The 17,099-nt window shown below is 61.5% G+C and carries 16 protein-coding genes; 1 reads left to right on the top strand and 15 read right to left on the bottom strand.

Features of this window, described 5'->3' with window-relative positions; genetic code table 11:
- Nucleotides 1–13: 13 nt before the first annotated feature.
- The 15 genes from TZ53_RS16275 to uvrC all read right to left on the bottom strand — a co-directional run bounded on the left by TZ53_RS16275 (nucleotide 14) and on the right by uvrC (nucleotide 15,855).
- Nucleotides 14–982: a type II secretion system F family protein gene (locus TZ53_RS16275; RefSeq protein ID WP_044661957.1), complete on the bottom strand. Its 969-nt coding sequence runs from the start codon at nucleotides 980–982 to the stop codon at nucleotides 14–16.
- 4 nt (nucleotides 983–986) lie between these two features.
- On the bottom strand, nucleotides 987–1,988 hold the full coding sequence (locus TZ53_RS16270; protein ID WP_044661956.1) for a type II secretion system F family protein: 1,002 nt from the start codon (nucleotides 1,986–1,988) through the stop codon (nucleotides 987–989).
- A complete protein-coding gene (locus TZ53_RS16265) occupies nucleotides 1,988–3,343 on the bottom strand; it encodes a CpaF family protein (protein ID WP_044661955.1) in 1,356 nt (451 codons plus the stop codon). Before TZ53_RS16265 ends, TZ53_RS16270 begins: the two co-directional genes overlap by 1 nt.
- The gene (locus TZ53_RS16260; protein WP_044661954.1) at nucleotides 3,343–4,578 is read right to left on the bottom strand and encodes an AAA family ATPase; all 1,236 of its coding nucleotides are present in this window, start codon (nucleotides 4,576–4,578) and stop codon (nucleotides 3,343–3,345) included. Before TZ53_RS16260 ends, TZ53_RS16265 begins: the two co-directional genes overlap by 1 nt.
- Complete coding sequence (locus TZ53_RS16255; protein ID WP_044661953.1) at nucleotides 4,575–5,192, bottom strand: TadE/TadG family type IV pilus assembly protein; 618 nt, start codon at nucleotides 5,190–5,192, stop codon at nucleotides 4,575–4,577. The genes TZ53_RS16260 and TZ53_RS16255 overlap by 4 nt, the downstream gene beginning before the upstream one ends.
- Nucleotides 5,189–5,668, bottom strand: a complete 480-nt coding sequence (locus tag TZ53_RS16250; protein WP_238320064.1) for a TadE family protein — start codon at nucleotides 5,666–5,668, stop codon at nucleotides 5,189–5,191. Before TZ53_RS16250 ends, TZ53_RS16255 begins: the two co-directional genes overlap by 4 nt.
- A 57-nt stretch (nucleotides 5,669–5,725) precedes the next feature.
- Nucleotides 5,726–7,303 (bottom strand): pilus assembly protein TadG-related protein, encoded by a 1,578-nt coding sequence (locus TZ53_RS26220; protein ID WP_044661952.1) that lies wholly within the window; start codon nucleotides 7,301–7,303, stop codon nucleotides 5,726–5,728.
- A gap of 21 nt (nucleotides 7,304–7,324) precedes the next feature.
- Entirely contained in the window at nucleotides 7,325–7,606 is a 282-nt protein-coding gene (locus TZ53_RS16240; protein ID WP_044661951.1) for a hypothetical protein, read from the bottom strand.
- A 14-nt stretch (nucleotides 7,607–7,620) separates the two neighbouring features.
- On the bottom strand, nucleotides 7,621–9,102 hold the full coding sequence (locus tag TZ53_RS16235) for a type II and III secretion system protein family protein (protein WP_044661950.1): 1,482 nt from the start codon (nucleotides 9,100–9,102) through the stop codon (nucleotides 7,621–7,623).
- 10 nt (nucleotides 9,103–9,112) lie between these two features.
- Nucleotides 9,113–10,021 carry a Flp pilus assembly protein CpaB gene (cpaB, locus tag TZ53_RS16230; RefSeq protein ID WP_082166285.1) on the bottom strand — a complete coding sequence of 303 codons (909 nt, stop codon included), beginning with the start codon at nucleotides 10,019–10,021 and terminating at the stop codon, nucleotides 9,113–9,115.
- A gap of 86 nt (nucleotides 10,022–10,107) precedes the next feature.
- Entirely contained in the window at nucleotides 10,108–10,287 is a 180-nt protein-coding gene (locus TZ53_RS26215) for a Flp family type IVb pilin (RefSeq protein WP_082166286.1), read from the bottom strand.
- A 54-nt stretch (nucleotides 10,288–10,341) separates the two neighbouring features.
- Nucleotides 10,342–10,521, bottom strand: coding sequence for a Flp family type IVb pilin (locus TZ53_RS16225; RefSeq protein WP_044661948.1), 180 nt, complete (start codon nucleotides 10,519–10,521; stop codon nucleotides 10,342–10,344).
- Nucleotides 10,522–11,176: 655 nt separating this feature from the next.
- On the bottom strand, nucleotides 11,177–11,962 hold the full coding sequence (locus TZ53_RS16220; RefSeq protein WP_044661947.1) for a hypothetical protein: 786 nt from the start codon (nucleotides 11,960–11,962) through the stop codon (nucleotides 11,177–11,179).
- Between the two features lie 145 nt (nucleotides 11,963–12,107).
- Nucleotides 12,108–13,775 carry a sensor histidine kinase gene (locus TZ53_RS16215; RefSeq protein WP_229742618.1) on the bottom strand — a complete coding sequence of 556 codons (1,668 nt, stop codon included), beginning with the start codon at nucleotides 13,773–13,775 and terminating at the stop codon, nucleotides 12,108–12,110.
- A 166-nt stretch (nucleotides 13,776–13,941) separates the two neighbouring features.
- Nucleotides 13,942–15,855 carry an excinuclease ABC subunit UvrC gene (gene uvrC / locus TZ53_RS16210; RefSeq protein WP_025546512.1) on the bottom strand — a complete coding sequence of 638 codons (1,914 nt, stop codon included), beginning with the start codon at nucleotides 15,853–15,855 and terminating at the stop codon, nucleotides 13,942–13,944.
- 178 nt (nucleotides 15,856–16,033) lie between these two features.
- Here uvrC and TZ53_RS16205 point away from each other — a divergent pair, with 178 nt between their 5' ends.
- The gene (locus TZ53_RS16205; RefSeq protein ID WP_044661945.1) at nucleotides 16,034–17,089 is read left to right on the top strand and encodes an NAD(P)-dependent alcohol dehydrogenase; all 1,056 of its coding nucleotides are present in this window, start codon (nucleotides 16,034–16,036) and stop codon (nucleotides 17,087–17,089) included.
- The last annotated feature ends 10 nt before the right edge of the window (nucleotides 17,090–17,099 follow it).

The following is a 17,099-nucleotide window of genomic DNA, read 5'->3' as shown; positions in this document are numbered from 1 at the left end:
CCTCCCCCTTATCCTAACGAGTCATGACCGGCAGGATGTCGCGCACCACCCGCACCACTGCCGGCAGCATCAACACGCCGATCATCACCGGCAGCATACAGGCGACCAGCGGCACCGACAGCAGGACCGGCAGGCGATGCGCCTTCTCCTCGGCGCGCATACGCCGCTTTTCACGCATCTCCGCTGCATAGACGCGCAAGGTCTGCCCCACGCTGGAACCCAGTTGATCGGACTGGATCAGCAGCGTCGCGAAGGAGCGAATTTCGTCCACGTCGACATCATCCGCCATGCGCCGCAAAGCATCCTGCCGGCTGCGCCCCGCGCGCAGTTCCAGAACCACCTTGCCCAGCGCCGCCGATACCAGCGGATGGGACAGGGCCAGTTCGCGGCCCACCCGATCCATCGCCGCCTCCAGGCCCAGGCCCGCCTCGACGCAGACCAGCATCAGGTCCAGCGCATCGGGAAAGCCGTGGACGATTTCTTCCTGCCTGCGCGCTGCCTTGGCCGAAATCCACAGATTAGGCAGATAAAGCCCCAGGACCGCCAACAGCGATGCCATGACATAGAGCTTGAGCGCAGTTGGCGGCTCGGCCTTGCTCAGCGACATAAGAACGAAGATCGCCGGCAGGGAAAAGGTCAGTATGAGCCGGAAAAAGGTGAAGAGCTTCGGCGCCTCCGGCGACACATAGCCGGCAGCGATCAATCTCCGCCGCAAACTGTCATTATTGGTGTCGACCAGCGGGATGCCCATTTTCTCGATCCGGTCGACCAACTTCTTCCATTCGCCATCGTTCCGTTCGCCGCGCAGCGTCTGGCTGCCATGGGCGGCATTGGCCGCGTCCCCGACAAGATCAAGACGGCTGCGCACCCGCGCGTTGCGCAGGATGACCTCCGACAGGCCGAAGACCACCGCAACGATTGCGATGAACAGCAAGCCCAACAGGAAAGGCCGTAACTGGATGAACAGTGCCGAACTCAACATCGCATCACACCTTCAGGTCGACCATGCGGCGTATCGTAACGAAGCCGATGATGTAGAGGACGATCAAACCCGTAAAGCCGACGATGAACATACGCTCCTGCGCGACATCGAGATAAAAGGCAGGATTGACCAGGAACAGGCCGACAAAGGCCAGGATCGGTAGTGCGGTCAACATCACCGCCGTCATGCGCCCTTCGGAACTGAGCGCCCGGACCTTCATGAACAGGCTCGCCCGCTCGCGGATCACGGTCGACAGATTTTCCAGGATCTCCGCAAGATTGCCCCCCGTCTCGCTCTGCACCGACAGGGAGATGACGAACATATGCATCTCGTTCATATCCCAGCGCTCCGCCATGCGCTGCAACGCATCGCGCAGGTCGGCGCCATAGGTGACTTCATCGACGACGATGCCGAATTCGCTGCCGATCGGATCGCGCATCTCCTTGGTCAGCAGGTCCAGCGCAGCGGCAATCGGATGGCCGGCGCGCAGGCCACGGACGAAGGTGTCCAGCGCGACCGGAAACTGCTCCTCCATCTTCTTGCGCCGCCGTTGGGCAAGCCGCGTCAGCACCATCATCGGCAGCGCGATGCCCAGCGCGCCCGCAAAGGCCAACGCCATCACGAACATCCCCGCCGTCAGGGCGTAACCCGCCGCCATGCCGCCCACCATCACCAGCAGGAACAGCACGCACGCCGCGATCAGCATCAGCATCAGCACCGTGCGCGCCGGAAAGGTCAGCCCGGCGCCATGCAGCACCCGCATCACCCCCAGCCCCGCCCGTCCGAACAGGGACGAGCGGTCGAAGCTCACCGCCTCGTCGCTTCGCCGCAGCTTGGAGAGTACCGTGCTGCGCTCGAAACCGGCCGCGATCATCTTCAACCGCCGGTTCACCACGCGATCGGTCGTCGCACGCGCGCGCAGCCAGCCTGCAATGCCCTCGATCGTCAGGATCACCGCCGCGAAAAGCAGGACGAGGACGAAGACGCGGATGTAAAGCGGGTTCATCAGTGGATCACCGCATCGGGGCGGAACAATTCGGCCGGCAGGGCTATGCCCCGGTCGGCCAGTTCGCCCATGAATTTGGGACGGATGCCCGTCGCCTCGAAATGGCCGCGCACCATGTTGTTCTCGTCGCGGCCCGTCATCTTGAAGCGGAAGATTTCCTGCATGGTGATGACTTCCCCTTCCATGCCGGTGATCTCCGACAGGCTGAGCAGACGGCGGCGGCCATCGGCCAGCCGTCCCACCTGCACGATCACATTCAGCGCCGAAGCGATCTGCGCGCGGGCGGAACGCGGCGAGATGTCGATGCCGCTCATGCCGATCATCTGCTCGACCCGGGACAGCGCATCGCGCGGCGTGTTGGCGTGCACGGTCGTCATCGATCCGTCATGGCCGGTGTTCATGGCCTGAAGCATGTCGAAGGCTTCACCGGCGCGGACCTCGCCCACGATGATGCGGTCGGGCCGCATGCGCAGCGCATTCTTCACCAGGTCGCGCTGCGTGACTTCTCCCTTGCCCTCGATATTGGCGGGACGGGTTTCCAGCCGCGCGACATGGCGCTGCTGCAATTGCAGTTCGGCCGAATCCTCGATGGTGACGATGCGTTCATGTTCATCGATGGCGGCTGACATGGCGTTGAGCAGGGTCGTCTTGCCCGAACCGGTGCCGCCGGAAATCAACACGTTGCGCCGCGCCTCCACCACGGCGGACAGGACCTGCGCCATCGGCGCGGGCACGCTGCCCAGTTCGGTGAGGCGCGCCATGCTGATCGGCACCTTGGCGAACTTGCGGATGGAAAGCAGCGATCCATCGATGGCCAGCGGCGGAACCACGGCATTGACGCGGGAGCCATCCGCAAGGCGAGCGTCGACAAAGGGGGAGGATTCGTCGATCCGCCGGCCCACCGCCGCCACGATTTTCTGGATGATGCGCAGAAGATGCTTCTCATCCTTGAACCGGGTCGCGGTTTCGACCAGCCGGCCGTTGCGCTCCACGAAGACGACCTTGTGCCCGTTCACCAATATGTCGGTGATGCTATGGTCCTTGAGCAGCGGCTCAAGCGGTCCCAGTCCCAGCAGCTCATCCAATATATCCGACACCAGCCGGCGACGCTCTTCCAGATTGAGCGCATGCTTCTGCAGCGCGAGCTGCTCATGGACGATCTCGCCCACTTCGGCTTCCACCTGCGCCCGCGACATGGTTTCCAGCGCGGAAAGATTGATGATGTCGATCAGCTTCTGGTGCAGCGCCACCTTGAGTTCGGTATGCCGGTCCTCCTCCAGATGGGCGGCCTCGGTCTCGACCGGTCCCACCTCGTCCCTAGGGTCGCCGCGTTCGCCTTTTCGGATCTGCCACATCAGCCTTTCTCCGCCTGACCTTCGGCCTCAGCAGCCTGGATGCAGCAATCGACGATGTCCTGCATATCCTTGCAGATGCGGCTGCGCGCCTTCAGCTCCTGGATCAATACGCCCTGGTCCAGCGCCGAGCTGACCAGTGGGAAATCGTTGGCGATGCTGAGCTTCACCGGATGATCCAGCGCCGCTGCCGCATCCTCCAGACCGATGGCGCGGAAGAATTTCTTCTCCACGCGGTTGGCGACGACATGGATGCGCGCGGGATCGATGTCCTGATCGCGGAGCAGCGAAATCTGACGGCGCGCCTGCCGCAGGCTGGCGATGGTGAGTTCGCACACAAGAAACACGACCTGCGAACGCGCCACCAGCGACATCGACCAGTTGGTCCAGTTGCCCGGCAGGTCCAGATAGACCGTATCGAAACTGCGCTGCGCCAGTTCGACGATGCGGAAGACCTGATCGGCGTTTACTGCCTCGATCGGCATGATGTCCGCCGGCGCGGTCACGACCCTGAGGCCGGTCGAAGTTTCCACGGTGACGGTCCGCAACAGCTCATTGTCGACGCGGCTGCCCGCGTTGAGAAGGTCCGCCAGTGTCAGGGGCGAGGAAATCCCCAGGAAGGTGCCGGCATTGCCGAACTGTATGTCGAAGTCGAACAGGCAGACCTCACCGCTGCCCTGCTTTGTCGAGCGTGCGTGAAGACTGGCCGCCTGCGTCGCTATGGTCGTCGCGCCGACGCCGCCAACGCTCTTGATGATGGACACAAGCTGGCCGGTCTTCACGTCGTCCTGACGGCTGGCTGCAATGCGGCTGCGCAGATCGTCCAGTATCGCCGCCAGATCATGGGCGCGCAGCGGCAGTTCGATGACGTCGTTGATCCCGCTGCGCAACAGGGCGCGCACAACGGCGATCTGCGCGCCACGCACGGCCGCCACCAGCATCAGCTTCGGATGAGCCGCGCGAAGGCCGGCGAGCCGCACCATGGAGGCTTCATTGTCTGGCTGAACCTCGATGATGATCGCCTTGGCATCGGCCACCAGTTGCGCCGGCACAGCCTCCCCCGCGCCCAGCATGGACAGGGTGAGCGATTGGCCGGTCAGGCGATCGCCCAATATATCGGACGCCTGCACCTCCTGCTCCGACATGATGAGGTGAAGGCCTTCATCCCCGATATTGAGGGTCCAGCTCTCGACGGGTTCCGTTGCGTTCGTCACGATGCCCACGATCTTGTCCCTCAATTTGATGCCGAGCCCTGGCCGTCTTCCATGGTGAGAGCGGCGCTGAAACTGGGTAATGGAATCGATGCCCTGAAAAGGATGAGCGCTATAGGCCGAAAGGCCATGTTTTTTATTCGTACCGTGACCAGCGGCGCTATATCTGGGCCATTTGGATCACCGGAATAACCGATACCGGAATTATCATATTGAACCTCGACATTGGCTGCACCTAATTCCGGCAGGAATGCCTTCATCCGATTGACAATATTGGTGAAAGCCGCCGAGTTATAGGGTGTTATCAGGGAGTTGCATGCGCTGCCGCTGCATGAACCGCAGGCAGTGGAATTGCATGTCATCGATGAAAAATAGGATGTGCCTATCGATGATCCCTGTGCGATGCTGCTACTCCCGGTCGCGAAGCTGTATGTCGCGATGCCGGTCGCCACCGGATCGGTGGCGACGGCGTAACGGACGCCCATTTGGGTAGCCTTTTCCGCACGGTTCCAGGTCCACATCAACCGCCCGACATCAATGATGCCCAGCAGGAAGATAAGCAGCAGCGGCAAAACTAACGCAAACTCGGCTGCGGAGGAGGCCCGGCTGTCTCTGATCAGGGCGGTGAAGGATTTGCTCATAACCCCATCACCGGCGATTGAGAACTGGCGTTCAGATACAAGGTGCTACTGTCGAATCCCAGCTTATTGAATAACGATTGATATTGAAGCCGGTGAGCATTGTCGGTTGACGTCGCCACCTTCACGACGGGAATGAAATTCATCCCTTCGTAAATACCCGAAGCGCTGACACTTGCCGGATCGACGCAATCATAGGTGACTCTGATCGACTGCGGATCGGTCCATCCGGTGAGACGCGCATTGCCGCCGGTCAGTTGCCCGGTTCGAACCAGATTGCGCGTGTCCGCCTCGACGGTGCCGCCCGGAACATTATCGGTCGACGCCGTGGTGCAACTGAAATTCGAGAAACTCAGCCGGCCGGCATAGCGGGCGCCATCCCTCACCGCCTTGACCACGACATGCTCGCTCAGAAAATAATTGCCGAGTTCGAAAGCGCCGAACATCAGCGCGATGAGCAAGGGCGTCACGAGCGCCATTTCGGCGGCGGACGAACCCGACTGCTCCCTGAAAAGGCGCACAAACATCGCTCCGCCTCACTCTATCAGGCGCGGAGTATCGCGCCGCGTGATCTGCGGGGTGCCGCCACCTTCGCCGGTGCCCGATGAGCCGATGACTTCCACATAAACGTCATTTCTGCTCGTGTAGGAAGCGGAACAGCCAGTCTGGTTGCTCGGAGTGCCCCCACATTTGGTGCGATCCATGCTAGGTTCCACCATGAAGACGTCGATGTAACCCGCCACCGGAATCGTCTTCTTGCCATTCAGTTGCTTGTTCTTATCGGCAAGTTTGCAATTGACCACGGCAGCGGTCAGGCGTCGCCTGTCTATGTTGTTCGTATTGGGCGCCACGCCCGGATAATTGCACTGTCCCGCCTGAGGCGTGCTGTAAGTGGAAAGATTGGGATTACCCGCCGTCGCCCTTGGTGCCAGGCGGGCCGCTGGATCCTCCGCTTCCCAAAGATAGGTTTGATAGCGGGTGACATTGGGCCCCAGACCAGCGGTGTTTTGCCAGTCAACGCTCGGATGATTGGATCGGAAATAGGCGGCCCTGTCCCACACGCCGTTGCCGATGCGCGAGGTATAATTGCTCGCGCCGATGGAATGCATCAGGTCGCGCGGGAAGCCCATGATTTCCGGCGTAATGGTAGGACTCAGCGCAGCGGCGGTCGTTGGCCGGTAACGTTTGCTCTCATAGTTGGTATTGTCAGCCGGATTTTCCTCCCAGGAACAGGTTGCACCGCGAACCACGTCCTTGCGCACATTAGTTGAAGGTGAGCAGGGAGGATTGGAACATGCGGAACTATTGCCGGGCGGAAAGTCGAACCGCATATTGAGCGAATCCCGCACGGCGTTGAGCAGGTTGCCCGTTTCCATCGTCACATTTTCGGTCGGCGCACAATTGCTATACAAGGCATTAGAAGCAAGAGCCTCTGCTACGCTGCTTGCGCCCCTACCTGCCTGATCGACGAAGCCGAAATTACCGGGCCCCCATTGCGTGCCTCCTTCCGCCATCACGATGCCTGTGCCGGATGGAATTGAAACCGCGTAATGGGAATTGGTGTTGCCATCAGGCTCGTCAGGATTGCAGATGAAGAATGGAACGGCTCCACAGATGGCGGAACCCACACCCGCATAAGCTGTCCCCGAAACGGGGCCGGAGGAAATTGCGGATACTATCGGCGTCAAGGCATAAAAGGCGGATCGCGTGCCAACGGTGACTTCAACGAAATTGGCTGTTGCGTCGTTCGTTGCGGCCTTGGATTTGTCCTTGGTCTCGTAGAAACGGATTGCCCCTGTAGCATCGCAGGCGGGCTCATCCGCAATCGTGATGCGCGGCGTTGAGCCATCATTTGCGAAACGGCTGCTATTGGCAATCAGGTTCCTTGCCGCATTTGCAGCTCTGCTGCACGCGCCAGTCGCACCGTCAAGTTGACTTGCCGCTGCCAGAGCCGCCTGATCCGCCGCACTCTGCAACTCGCTGTCCATTCCGGCGAGCCGTGCATAATCGAAAGCAATCCCGCCTGCGGCGATCAGCGCGAAAAGCGACAGCGCAACCGTCGGAGCGACCGCACCGCCTGTTGACTGCAGCAAGCTTTTCCGAGCGCGAGACATGGGATCTCTCATCCTCCTCGTTCAGTTGGCTCCACCGCCGGAACCGCCGCCACCGCCTCCAGTACCGCTGGTGGTACGGATCGACTGGGGCTTCTTCACCTTGTCGGTGCGATAGCGTTCCACCGCCGCGGCCGAGCGCTGGCCATCACCACCCTCGACCAACGTACCTTCATAATGCGGGTCGGGATCGATCACCTGCATCGCATAATTGCTGCGAACCGCGCCGCCGAAGGTCGGGTCGTTCGCCGTGCAGCCTGCCAGCAGGGGCAGAAGCAGAGCCGGGGCAAGATAAAGTGCACGCATCGTCAACCTCCTGCTCACAGCTCATATCCGCTGGGCGCCTTGCCTGTCGCGGGCGCTTCCTTGGCAGGCGCAGGCGCGTTCTTGGGCGCTTCGGGCGGCATCGCATTGGGATCGAGCGGATTGATCCCCACCGCCTTGTCCGTCCGCCCCATCAGGAACAGGTCGAGTTCGTGCGGGGGCGCGACCCGGTCGGTCGGCAGGCGCACATCCTCTGCCCGCATCGGCTTCACAAGGCGCGGCGTCACGATGATGACGAGTTCGCTCTCGCTCTTCTGGAAACCGCTGGAACGAAACAGTGCGCCGATGATCGGGATGGAACCCAGGATCGGAAACTGCCGCACCGTGTCCTGGAAATCCTTGCGCAGCAGCCCTGCCAGGGCGAAGGACTGCCCGTCGCGCAATTCCAGCGTGGTGCTGGCGCGCCGCGTCTGCAGGCCCGGGATGGTGAGACCGTTGATCGTCACCGAAGCGGACGGATCGATGGAACTGACCTCCGGTTCCACCACCAGATTGATGATGCCATCCTCCAGCACTGTCGGCGTGAAACCCAGGCTGACACCGAAGGGCTTGAATTCGATGGTGATGGAATTGCCGCCGTTATTGCCGCTGCCGCCGCTATTGCCGCCCTGCGATACCGGTATCGGGAACTCGCCGCCCGCCAGGAAAGACGCCGTTTCGCCCGACAGCGCGACCAGTGTCGGCTCGGCCAGCGTGGTCACGACGCCCTTGCGCTCCAGCGCGTCCAGTGCAGTGGTGAGGTTGAGGCTGCCCACTGAATAATTCGCCGCCCCGATGCCGAAGCTGTCCAGAATCTTGCTCAGATCCACAATCGGCCGACCATTGGTGTCGGACAGGATGGCGGAAGACTGCGCCGCATTGCCGATGCCGCCCACCACCTTGCCGCTATCGGACAGGAAAGCGGTGTTGATCCCGAACTGCTTCGCCGCGCTGCGGGTCATTTCGGAAAAGCGCACCTCCAGCATCACCTGCTGAGCGGCGCCTACCGACATCATGTTGACGACCTTGTCACCGGCATAGGTCTTAGCGATCTGCACTGCGCGATCGACCGCCGCCGCGCTCGACACGGTGCCGGTCAGTACCACAGCGTCATTGGAAATGCGGGCGCCGATAGGCTGACCGGGCAACAGTTCCGACAATTGCCGCTTCAACGTCACGACATCGGGGCCTACGGCCACGTCGACCACCGCGATCATCATGTTGCGGCTGTCGTAGAGCGTCAGGCTGGTGGTGCCCATCTTCTTGCCCAGCACATAGACCGAACGGTTGGTCATGGGCAGGACGTCAGCGATTTCCGCATTGCCGACCAACGCCTTGGAAAAAGGCCGGTCGACGGTCAGCACCTGGCTCTTGTTGAGGGGCACGTCGAGTTGGCCGGCATGGTTGGCGTTATTGACGTTGAGCGAGGCGACCTGCGCCTGGGCCTGCATGGGCAGCAGCGACGCACCGGCGCCCAGCGCCAGGGACAATGCCAGCATCGGCAAGGACTTAGCGGGAACCATAGCGCTTCACCTCATAGCTGGTGCCGGTCGTGCCGCGCACGATCTCGACCGATGCGGTCGACGGCAGAGCGTTCGTGTTCTTCGGAATCGCGCGGCGTGCGGGACGGAACGCGGAGGCCGGACGCGGCGGCAGATAGGCAAGGTCGGCAACGCGGGCGCGCGGGCCGGCAAAACCGCCCACATAGGCGCCGTCGCGCAAATCCTCTATGCCCACGGTCTGCACGGCGGGATTGGGCTTGTCGGTGATATTGCGCAGGACCAGCGTGAGTTGCCCGACCTGCTGCGCCAGAACCAGCTTCTGCGCGTCGACCTGGTTGACCTCCAGCGTCGCGGTCTTGCCGACGGCCGGGTCCTTGGACGTGTCATTGGCGTTCTGGTCAATGGCGATCACGCGCGTGCCTTGAAGCAGGACGTCGGTGATCTGCTGGCTGCCGCCGCCTGCCGGGTCCTGAAGGGTGCGGGTGACGAAGACATCGACGGTGTCGCCGGGAAGCACGAAACCGCCCGCAGCGGCTACATCGCTCACGCGTACGGCGACGGCCCTCATTTCTGGGGCCAGGACTGCCGACATCGTCGCCCGCCCGCCTTCACCGGAGAGCTTGGAGGCCAGTATCGGTTCGCCGGGCTCGATTTGCCGGAGGACGACGCGGCCTTTGCCGAGGGAGGTCAATTGGATGGGATCGCGGAAAGCGCCGGGCGGTACGGAATTGGCGGGCCAGTCGACCACGCGGATCTTTTCGGCGGTTACTGCGGCACCAAATGGCAGTGGTACAGCAGCAACAACGACTTTCGCCATACCACCGTCCACCTGTTGCACCTTTTCGGCGCTGGCCAGATAGGTATTGGCGACAAAAACGGCTGCAAGACCCAGCACTATCGCTAAGCCAAGGACCATGAGAGACCTACGCTGCCCCACGACAACTCCCCCCGGAATTGATCATCAAGAGCCGGTCGATACGTATCGACCGGCTCATTTATTTGTTAACAAACACCATTGGTCGTATTAATACAGTTCTTGGCTGTATTCATGGCGCCACTAATTGCGCCGCCCAACTGGAAAGCAGCCAATGCAATGCCAGTACCCACGATCGCCAGGATCAAGGCATATTCGGCAGCCGACGCACCACTTTGGTCAGCCCAAAATTTTTTAATGAAAGTCATATTAACCCCCAGTCATTGAATTACTGAAACTAAAATAGCACTGCATCAACCGGTTCAGCACACGCCGTTGGCAGTAGAAATACAATTCTTGGCCCTGTTCATGGCGCCGCTAATCGCACCGCCCAATTGGAACGCCGCCAGCGCGATACCCGTCCCCACGATCGCCAGGATCAAAGCATATTCGGCCGCCGACGCACCACTTTGGTCGGCCCACAGGCTCTTCAAAAAGGTCATATCTTTTACCCCTACTCGCTGGGAGCAATTCCCAGTTGCTCTTGCTCAGCTCCACGGTAGGGGCCTGTCCACCTCGCGACCCCGGCGCCGGTATGCTCCGATCACCAGGTAGTTGGCAGTTCCCGTAGAACTTGCTTTCAAATTGGACCAAAGCTGATGCAAGTCAACATGGTAAAAAATATGTATATTTTTCAAAATCTTAAAGCAATTTTTTGTTAACCTTTTCCGTCAACCAGATTCATTACTTTAAGTAAACAATGGTATTTTTCTAATATATCTTTGGATATATGCTTTTAGAAAATTAGAGATTTTCTTTTATATTATTAGGATTTTTATTTTTCTCTATTTCAAAATATCATAGTCAAACTGAAATTCAAGGAATATTATCCGAATTTCATTTCGAATAAAATAACAGTTATCAGGACCTCAAGCCTGTCTTATTTGAGAGGAATAGTTGGCCGTCCGCCGCTGAATTACCCGGGCGACTAATACCTTCGTTCTAGGCTATTCGGGGCAGACAGGATCGATAACTTGACCAGAGCAGCCGCCGCCACTCGCACCGATCATCGCGAATCAGCCGCGACTCGTCGCACAAAGGCCCGGAAATAAAGCGGTTTGCACCTGTCCCATTCAGGAACAAATGTTGCCGCTTTCCTTACTTCGCACTTACCCGATGACGGAAGGTGAGGTTCACCCGATCCGACAACAACAGATAGGGCAGCCAGATCGCGGCGCTGATCAGGACCTTCTTCACATTGCCTGTCAGCATGTCCAGCAAAGCGGCGTCGACGCCATGCGGCACATTGTCGATCCCCGCCACCAGATGGGCGATGCCCAACTGCGCCAGCAGGTCGACACCCCAGACCATTACCAGAAAGCGAGGGAAGAGCGGCACGAGGCGCAGGGCCATGGCAAAGGCGAACATGTAAAGGCTGGACAATATCACCACATCCGCCAGCATCACGCCGTAGAGACCGACGAACCAGGGCGGCGAATAGCTGCCCAACGCGGGAATGGAGCTGAGAAATTCCAGCGTGCGCACCGGCACGTTCACCGCAATTCCCACCAGCAGAGACGCCATCACGCCATAGAGGCCGAACTGCGACATCTCCCGCGCTCTCAGGCAGTCGACCTTGCGCCAGCGGCCCACCTGCGCCAGTCGAAAGGCGGGCTGGGCATGGATGCGTCCCGCCGGAAACAGCTTCAATCCCAGCAGCAGCGACCCAACAGGCGCGCCAACCACCAGCATATAGGGCAGCAGGCCCGCCCCGCTTCCCCAGGGCGTTCCGCTGTAGGGCGTCGCCGGAAAGGCCAGCCGCAGGCCGCAGGCGAAGGCGGCAGCCATGATCCAGATGACGACGATGCGCTCCAGATTGACCTGCATCGACAGCACGACGGCCACGCTCTTGCGGTAGAGACGGTCCCTGACCATTCGCACCATGGAACCGGACTCCTTCGAACGCCGAACCTTGCCGCGACTATCCGCGATGTTGGTAAACGCCCGGTAAATGCGCAATCGCGGGAAAGGTTCTGCGCGGCCGTCCAGATATGGTGAGCCATTGGAAAAGATAAAGCCCGGCGGCCCGTTACTTGCGCGGAACGGTGATGCGGATCGTCGTCCGCCCGCCGATATTCTGCAGGAACACCTCCCCGCCCAACATCTGTATCCGCCGCATCAGGGACCGCGAAGGCACCGCCCCGCTCGATCCCAGCCGCGCCATATTGGGCACGCCATCGTCGCTCACCTGAAGGGCGATGCGGTTGCCGTCCGGCTCCAGCGCGAAGTTCACCATGGTCGCCCGCGCATGGCGTACCGCATTGGCGACGATCTCCCGCACGGCGAAGCTCAGTTCCCGGCCGATCATCGCGCTGGTCGCGCAATTGCCGTCCTCCACCTTCAACTCGCAGCCTATGCCCCACTGCTCGCCCAGGGAGCGCACCACCATCGCCAGCGTCTCCGGCAAATAGGCGAAATCCTCCTCATCCACGTCCGGATTGATGATCCAGCGGATCGTGGCGATCTGGTCCTTCGCGATGCGGTCGACATTCTCGATCACGGCGAGCGGCTCGACCTGCCGCCCGGCCAGCAGCGGCGCGATCTGGAAACGGATGCTGGCCAGCGCCTGCAGAACGCTGTCGTGCAATTCCCGCTGCAGCCGCTCCCGCTCCCGCGCACCGGCGATCACATGCGCGAGGTCCAGGCTGTTGCGGACAGTCAGTTCCTCACATGCGCTTTCGAAGACCCGCTGCGCGATGGCGGCCCGATCCTCATGGCAGGGATCATCCAGGCAGGCCGCGCCCACCGCCTCGAACGTACCGATGGTCACCCTTATCGTCAGGAGCGTTTCTGCGTCCAGCAGCGCCGTCCATGCCTGACCGCCCGGCGACAACGGTCCCAGCACGGCTATTCCATCCGCCGACAGCGAGATCGACGCATGTCTCGACCGGTCATGCCAACCGGTCTCGGCCGTCAGCAAATTGCCGAAACCCACCGCAGGCATTTCGCGCGCCGCGCTGCTGGCGAAGCGCAGGGGCTCATGGCTGGCAAGGCGGAACAGCACGGCAACCCCATGTCCGCGGGTCGCAAGCCGCAGGGCATGGAGCAGGAACGGGCCATGATCGCTCCCGGCGGGCGGTAGCTCCCCTTCCAGCAACCGCCTGTCCCGCTCGAATTGCAACAGCGTTTCCCGGCGCGGTCCGAGCAGCACGCCGGTCACCAGTATCGCCACAGCCAGATAGCAGGCACGCAGCACGACCCGCTCCGCTTCCGGCTCCGACGGCAGGGAAGCGATCTCGTCAAGCCATGTGACGCCGACCGCAGCCGTGCCCGCCGCCAGGGCAACGAGCAGATGGAACCGCCGCCGCACGATCAGCGCCACTTCCACCGCCACGAAGAAGCTGCCGGAAAAATAAGGGCTGTTGGACGGGTTGGTGACGATCAGCAGGGCCAGGAACAGCAATGTGTCCAGATAGATGACCGGTCGTCTGATCCGCATGTCCGTCACCCAGGAGCGGGACGAGAGCAGCACCGCCGAAAACGCCAGCAGCAGCATGAGCAGGATCAGCACATGCTCCGCGCTTTCCGCCCAGTGGCGCGCGCTGGAGAAGCCGAAGCTGACGACGGCATAGATGACGGCCAGCAACAGTCGGGTGAAATCCAGCGTCTGCCACGGACGCAATGCCGACAGCGCCCGCATGTCCCACCAGCTCAAGCGCATCGCGATTTCGCCCGGCCCATTCATCGCGTGACGCATATCCCCCATCCGGCCCGATGCATCATGTCTGTCGAGCCGCTTCTTATGGAAAGGAAATCATGCCCCGGTCAAATGGCGATGGTCAAATGGCGATCCATTCGTCGCAGAGATAATCTGACTTTCCAGGCAATATGGCGGCGGCAATCCGGACCGCCCCTGCCGTCGCTCAGCCGTGGAAATAATCATAGACCTGCTGCGCCACCGCCTTGGAAACGCCCGGCGCCTTCAGCAGGTCCTCCAACGCCGCGCTCTTCACGGCCTTGGCGGTTCCGAAATGCATCAGCAGCGCCTTCTTGCGCGAAGGTCCGATGCCCGGCACTTCGTCGAGCGAACTGACGGTAATCGCCTTGCTGCGCTTCTGCCGGTGCGCGCCGATGGCGAAGCGGTGCGCCTCGTCCCGCAGCCGCTGAAGGTAAAAGAGCACGGGATGGTTGAGCGGGAAAGTGATCTCCCGCCCGTCCGGCATGTGGAATACTTCCCGCCCCTCGCGGCCATGATGCGGCCCCTTGGCGATGCCGATCATGCAGACATCCTCTATGCCCATATCCTCCAATATCGTCCGGGCGGCGGACAATTGTCCCTTGCCGCCGTCGATCAGCACCAGGTCCGGCCATTCGCCGCTGTCGCGATCCGGGTCTTCGCGCGCCGCGCGGCCGAAGCGCCGCTCGAACATCTCCCGCATCATCGCGAAATCGTCGTTCGAGGTTTCCGGGTTCTTCATGTTGAACTTGCGGTAGGCGTTCTTGCGGAAGCCCTCCGGACCCGCGACGACCATCGCCCCCAGGGCATGAGCGCCCTGGATGTGACTGTTGTCGTAGATTTCGATCCGGTCGGGCACCCCGTCCAGCCCGAACGTCTCGACCATCTCCTCCAGCACCTTCGCCTGCGTCGTGGTTTCCGCCAGCCGCCGATCGAGCGCCTCCACCGCGTTGCGCTGCGCCTGTTTGATGAGGCGGGTGCGGTCGCCCCGCTGTGGCACTTCGATCCGCACCCTGGACCCGATGCGCTCGGTCAGCGCCTGCGCCATCAGCTCGCATTCGGCGGGCGCCCGGTCGGCAAGGATCAGCTTGGGCGGCGGTACTTCCTCGTAAAATTGCGCCATGAAGCTGGCCAGCACCTCGTCCTCCGCCACTTCGGCGGTATGGACGGGGAAGAAGCTGCGATGGCCCCAATTCTGCCCACCGCGGATGAAGAAGGCCTGGATGCACATCGCCCCGCCCTTGGTCGCCAGGGCGAAGATGTCGGCGTCGCCCAGCCCCTCGGCGTTGATCGCCTGGCTGCCCTGGATGAAGGTCAGCGCCTTCAGCCGGTCGCGCAGCACCGCCGCCTGCTCGAAGTCCATGGCGTCGGAAGCCGCCTGCATCGCCTCGCCCAGCTTCTTCTGCACGGCGGTCGATTTGCCGCCGAGGAAATCCTGCGCGTCCTTGACCAGCTCACCATAGGCGGCATCGTCGATCCGGCCCACGCAAGGGGCGGAACAGCGGCGGATCTGATACAGGAGGCAGGGCCTCGAACGATTGGCAAAGAAGCTGTCGGTGCAGCTTCTCAGCAGGAACAGCTTCTGGAGCGCATTGATGGTTCGCGTCACCGATCCGGCGCTGGCAAAGGGGCCATAATAGCGCCCCTTATATTTGCGCGCGCCGCGATGCTTCTGGACGCGGGGAAAGTCATGATCCTCGCGCAGCAGGATGAAGGGGAAGCTTTTATCGTCCCGCAGCAGGACATTATAGGGTGGCCGGAAACGCTTGATGAGCTGCGCCTCCAGCAGCAGGGCCTCCGCCTCGCTGTTGGTGGTGACGATCGTCATCGAGCGGGTCTGGGCGACCATGCGCTGGAGCCGCTTGGGCAGGCGGTCGACCTGGGTATAGTTGGTGACCCGGTTGCGCAGCGCGCGCGCCTTGCCGACATAAAGCACATCGCCGCGCGCATCCTGCATGCGATAGACGCCCGGGCGGGTCGGCAGGGTTTTGAGCGTCGTGCGGATCGCCTCCACGCCGGCCTCTATGTCGGGCTGGCTGCCGGTGACGGTGAAGGTGGCCTTGTCTTCATGAAAGCGATCGGGGGATTGGGGACGCGACATGAGGGAGAAATAGCGGGATGGTTCCGGATCGCAATGGCATGGGACTAAATTTCGGCCCGTCCTCGTTGATCCTTGGCTGACCCTTCCTATCTTTCTGCGGCTGCCGGAACTGGTAGCGCTATCCTCCATAATGCGGTCCCTTCAGGGAGGCCGCTCCTCCTTGAAGGAAGAGCAGATCATGATCGTGAAAGCCTATGGCGCCCATGCCGCCGATAAGCCCTTGGAACCCATCGACATCGAACGCCGCCCGGCCGGCGAACATGACGTGCAGATCGCCATCGCCTATTGCGGCGTCTGCCATTCCGATCTTCACCAGGTCCGCTCCGAATGGAGCGGCACGCTTTACCCCTGCGTTCCCGGCCATGAGATCGTCGGCCACGTCACCGCCGTCGGCAACGGCGTCACCCGGTTCAAGGTCGGCGACACGGTCGGCGTCGGCTGCATGGTCGATAGCTGCCAGCATTGTTCGGCCTGCGACGAAGGGCTGGAGCAATATTGCGAGAACGGCTTTGTCGGCACCTATAACGGTCCGACGCCGGATGCGCCCGGTCATACGTTCGGCGGCTATTCGCAAAGCATCACCGTCAGCGAGAAGTTCGTCCTGAAGATCAACCATCCGGCGGATCAACTGGCGGCTGTGGCGCCGCTGCTCTGTGCAGGCATCACCACCTATTCGCCGCTGCGCCACTGGAATGTCGGACCCGGCAAGAAGGTCGGTATCGTCGGGATCGGCGGGCTCGGCCATATGGGGGTGAAGCTCGCCCATGCCATGGGCGCCCATGTCGTCGCCTTCACGACTTCGGAAAGCAAGCGGCAGGATGCGCTGGACCTTGGCGCCGATGAAGTCATCATCTCGCGCGATCCGGACCAGATGGCCGCCCATGGTGGAAGTTTCGACTTCATCCTGAACACGGTGGCCGCCAGCCATGATCTCGACGCCTTCACCACCTTGCTGAAGCGCGACGGCACGATGTGCCTGGTGGGCGTACCGGAACATCCGCACCCTTCGCCCAGCGTCGGCGTGCTGATCTTCGGGCGCAAGTCGATTGCCGGTTCACTGATCGGCGGCATTGCCGAAACGCAGGAGATGCTCGATTTCTGCGCTGAAAAGGGCATCACGGCGGACATCGAGATGATCGCGATGCAGGACATAGAAACCGCCTATGACCGGATGCAGAAGAGCGACGTCAAATATCGCTTCGTCATCGATAGCGCGTCGCTGGCGGCAGCCTGATCGGCATATC

This window comes from Sphingobium sp. YBL2 (assembly GCF_000943805.1).
Classification (GTDB): Bacteria; Pseudomonadota; Alphaproteobacteria; order Sphingomonadales; family Sphingomonadaceae; genus Sphingobium; species Sphingobium fuliginis.
Note: the sequence above shows the minus strand (reverse complement) of the source record. Positions and strands in the feature narration are given on the sequence as shown.

Bases quoted from the DNA above. Each gene is read 5' to 3' on its own strand.
- TZ53_RS16215 (WP_229742618.1), bottom strand. From the start codon at position 13,775: ATGCGTCACGCGATGAATGGGCCGGGCGAAATCGCGATGCGCTTGAGC.
- TZ53_RS16255 (WP_044661953.1), bottom strand. From the start codon at position 5,192: ATGAGCAAATCCTTCACCGCCCTGATCAGAGACAGCCGGGCCTCCTCC.
- TZ53_RS16250 (WP_238320064.1), bottom strand. From the start codon at position 5,668: ATGGCGCTCGTGACGCCCTTGCTCATCGCGCTGATGTTCGGCGCTTTC.
- TZ53_RS16265 (WP_044661955.1), bottom strand. From the start codon at position 3,343: ATGTGGCAGATCCGAAAAGGCGAACGCGGCGACCCTAGGGACGAGGTG.
- cpaB (WP_082166285.1), bottom strand. From the start codon at position 10,021: ATGGTCCTTGGCTTAGCGATAGTGCTGGGTCTTGCAGCCGTTTTTGTC.
- TZ53_RS16235 (WP_044661950.1), bottom strand. From the start codon at position 9,102: ATGCTGGCATTGTCCCTGGCGCTGGGCGCCGGTGCGTCGCTGCTGCCC.
- TZ53_RS16205 (WP_044661945.1), top strand. From the start codon at position 16,034: ATGATCGTGAAAGCCTATGGCGCCCATGCCGCCGATAAGCCCTTGGAA.
- TZ53_RS16240 (WP_044661951.1), bottom strand. From the start codon at position 7,606: ATGCGTGCACTTTATCTTGCCCCGGCTCTGCTTCTGCCCCTGCTGGCA.
- TZ53_RS16275 (WP_044661957.1), bottom strand. From the start codon at position 982: ATGTTGAGTTCGGCACTGTTCATCCAGTTACGGCCTTTCCTGTTGGGC.
- uvrC (WP_025546512.1), bottom strand. From the start codon at position 15,855: ATGTCGCGTCCCCAATCCCCCGATCGCTTTCATGAAGACAAGGCCACC.
- TZ53_RS16220 (WP_044661947.1), bottom strand. From the start codon at position 11,962: ATGGTGCGAATGGTCAGGGACCGTCTCTACCGCAAGAGCGTGGCCGTC.
- TZ53_RS26220 (WP_044661952.1), bottom strand. From the start codon at position 7,303: ATGTCTCGCGCTCGGAAAAGCTTGCTGCAGTCAACAGGCGGTGCGGTC.
- TZ53_RS16270 (WP_044661956.1), bottom strand. From the start codon at position 1,988: ATGAACCCGCTTTACATCCGCGTCTTCGTCCTCGTCCTGCTTTTCGCG.
- TZ53_RS26215 (WP_082166286.1), bottom strand. From the start codon at position 10,287: ATGACTTTCATTAAAAAATTTTGGGCTGACCAAAGTGGTGCGTCGGCT.
- TZ53_RS16225 (WP_044661948.1), bottom strand. From the start codon at position 10,521: ATGACCTTTTTGAAGAGCCTGTGGGCCGACCAAAGTGGTGCGTCGGCG.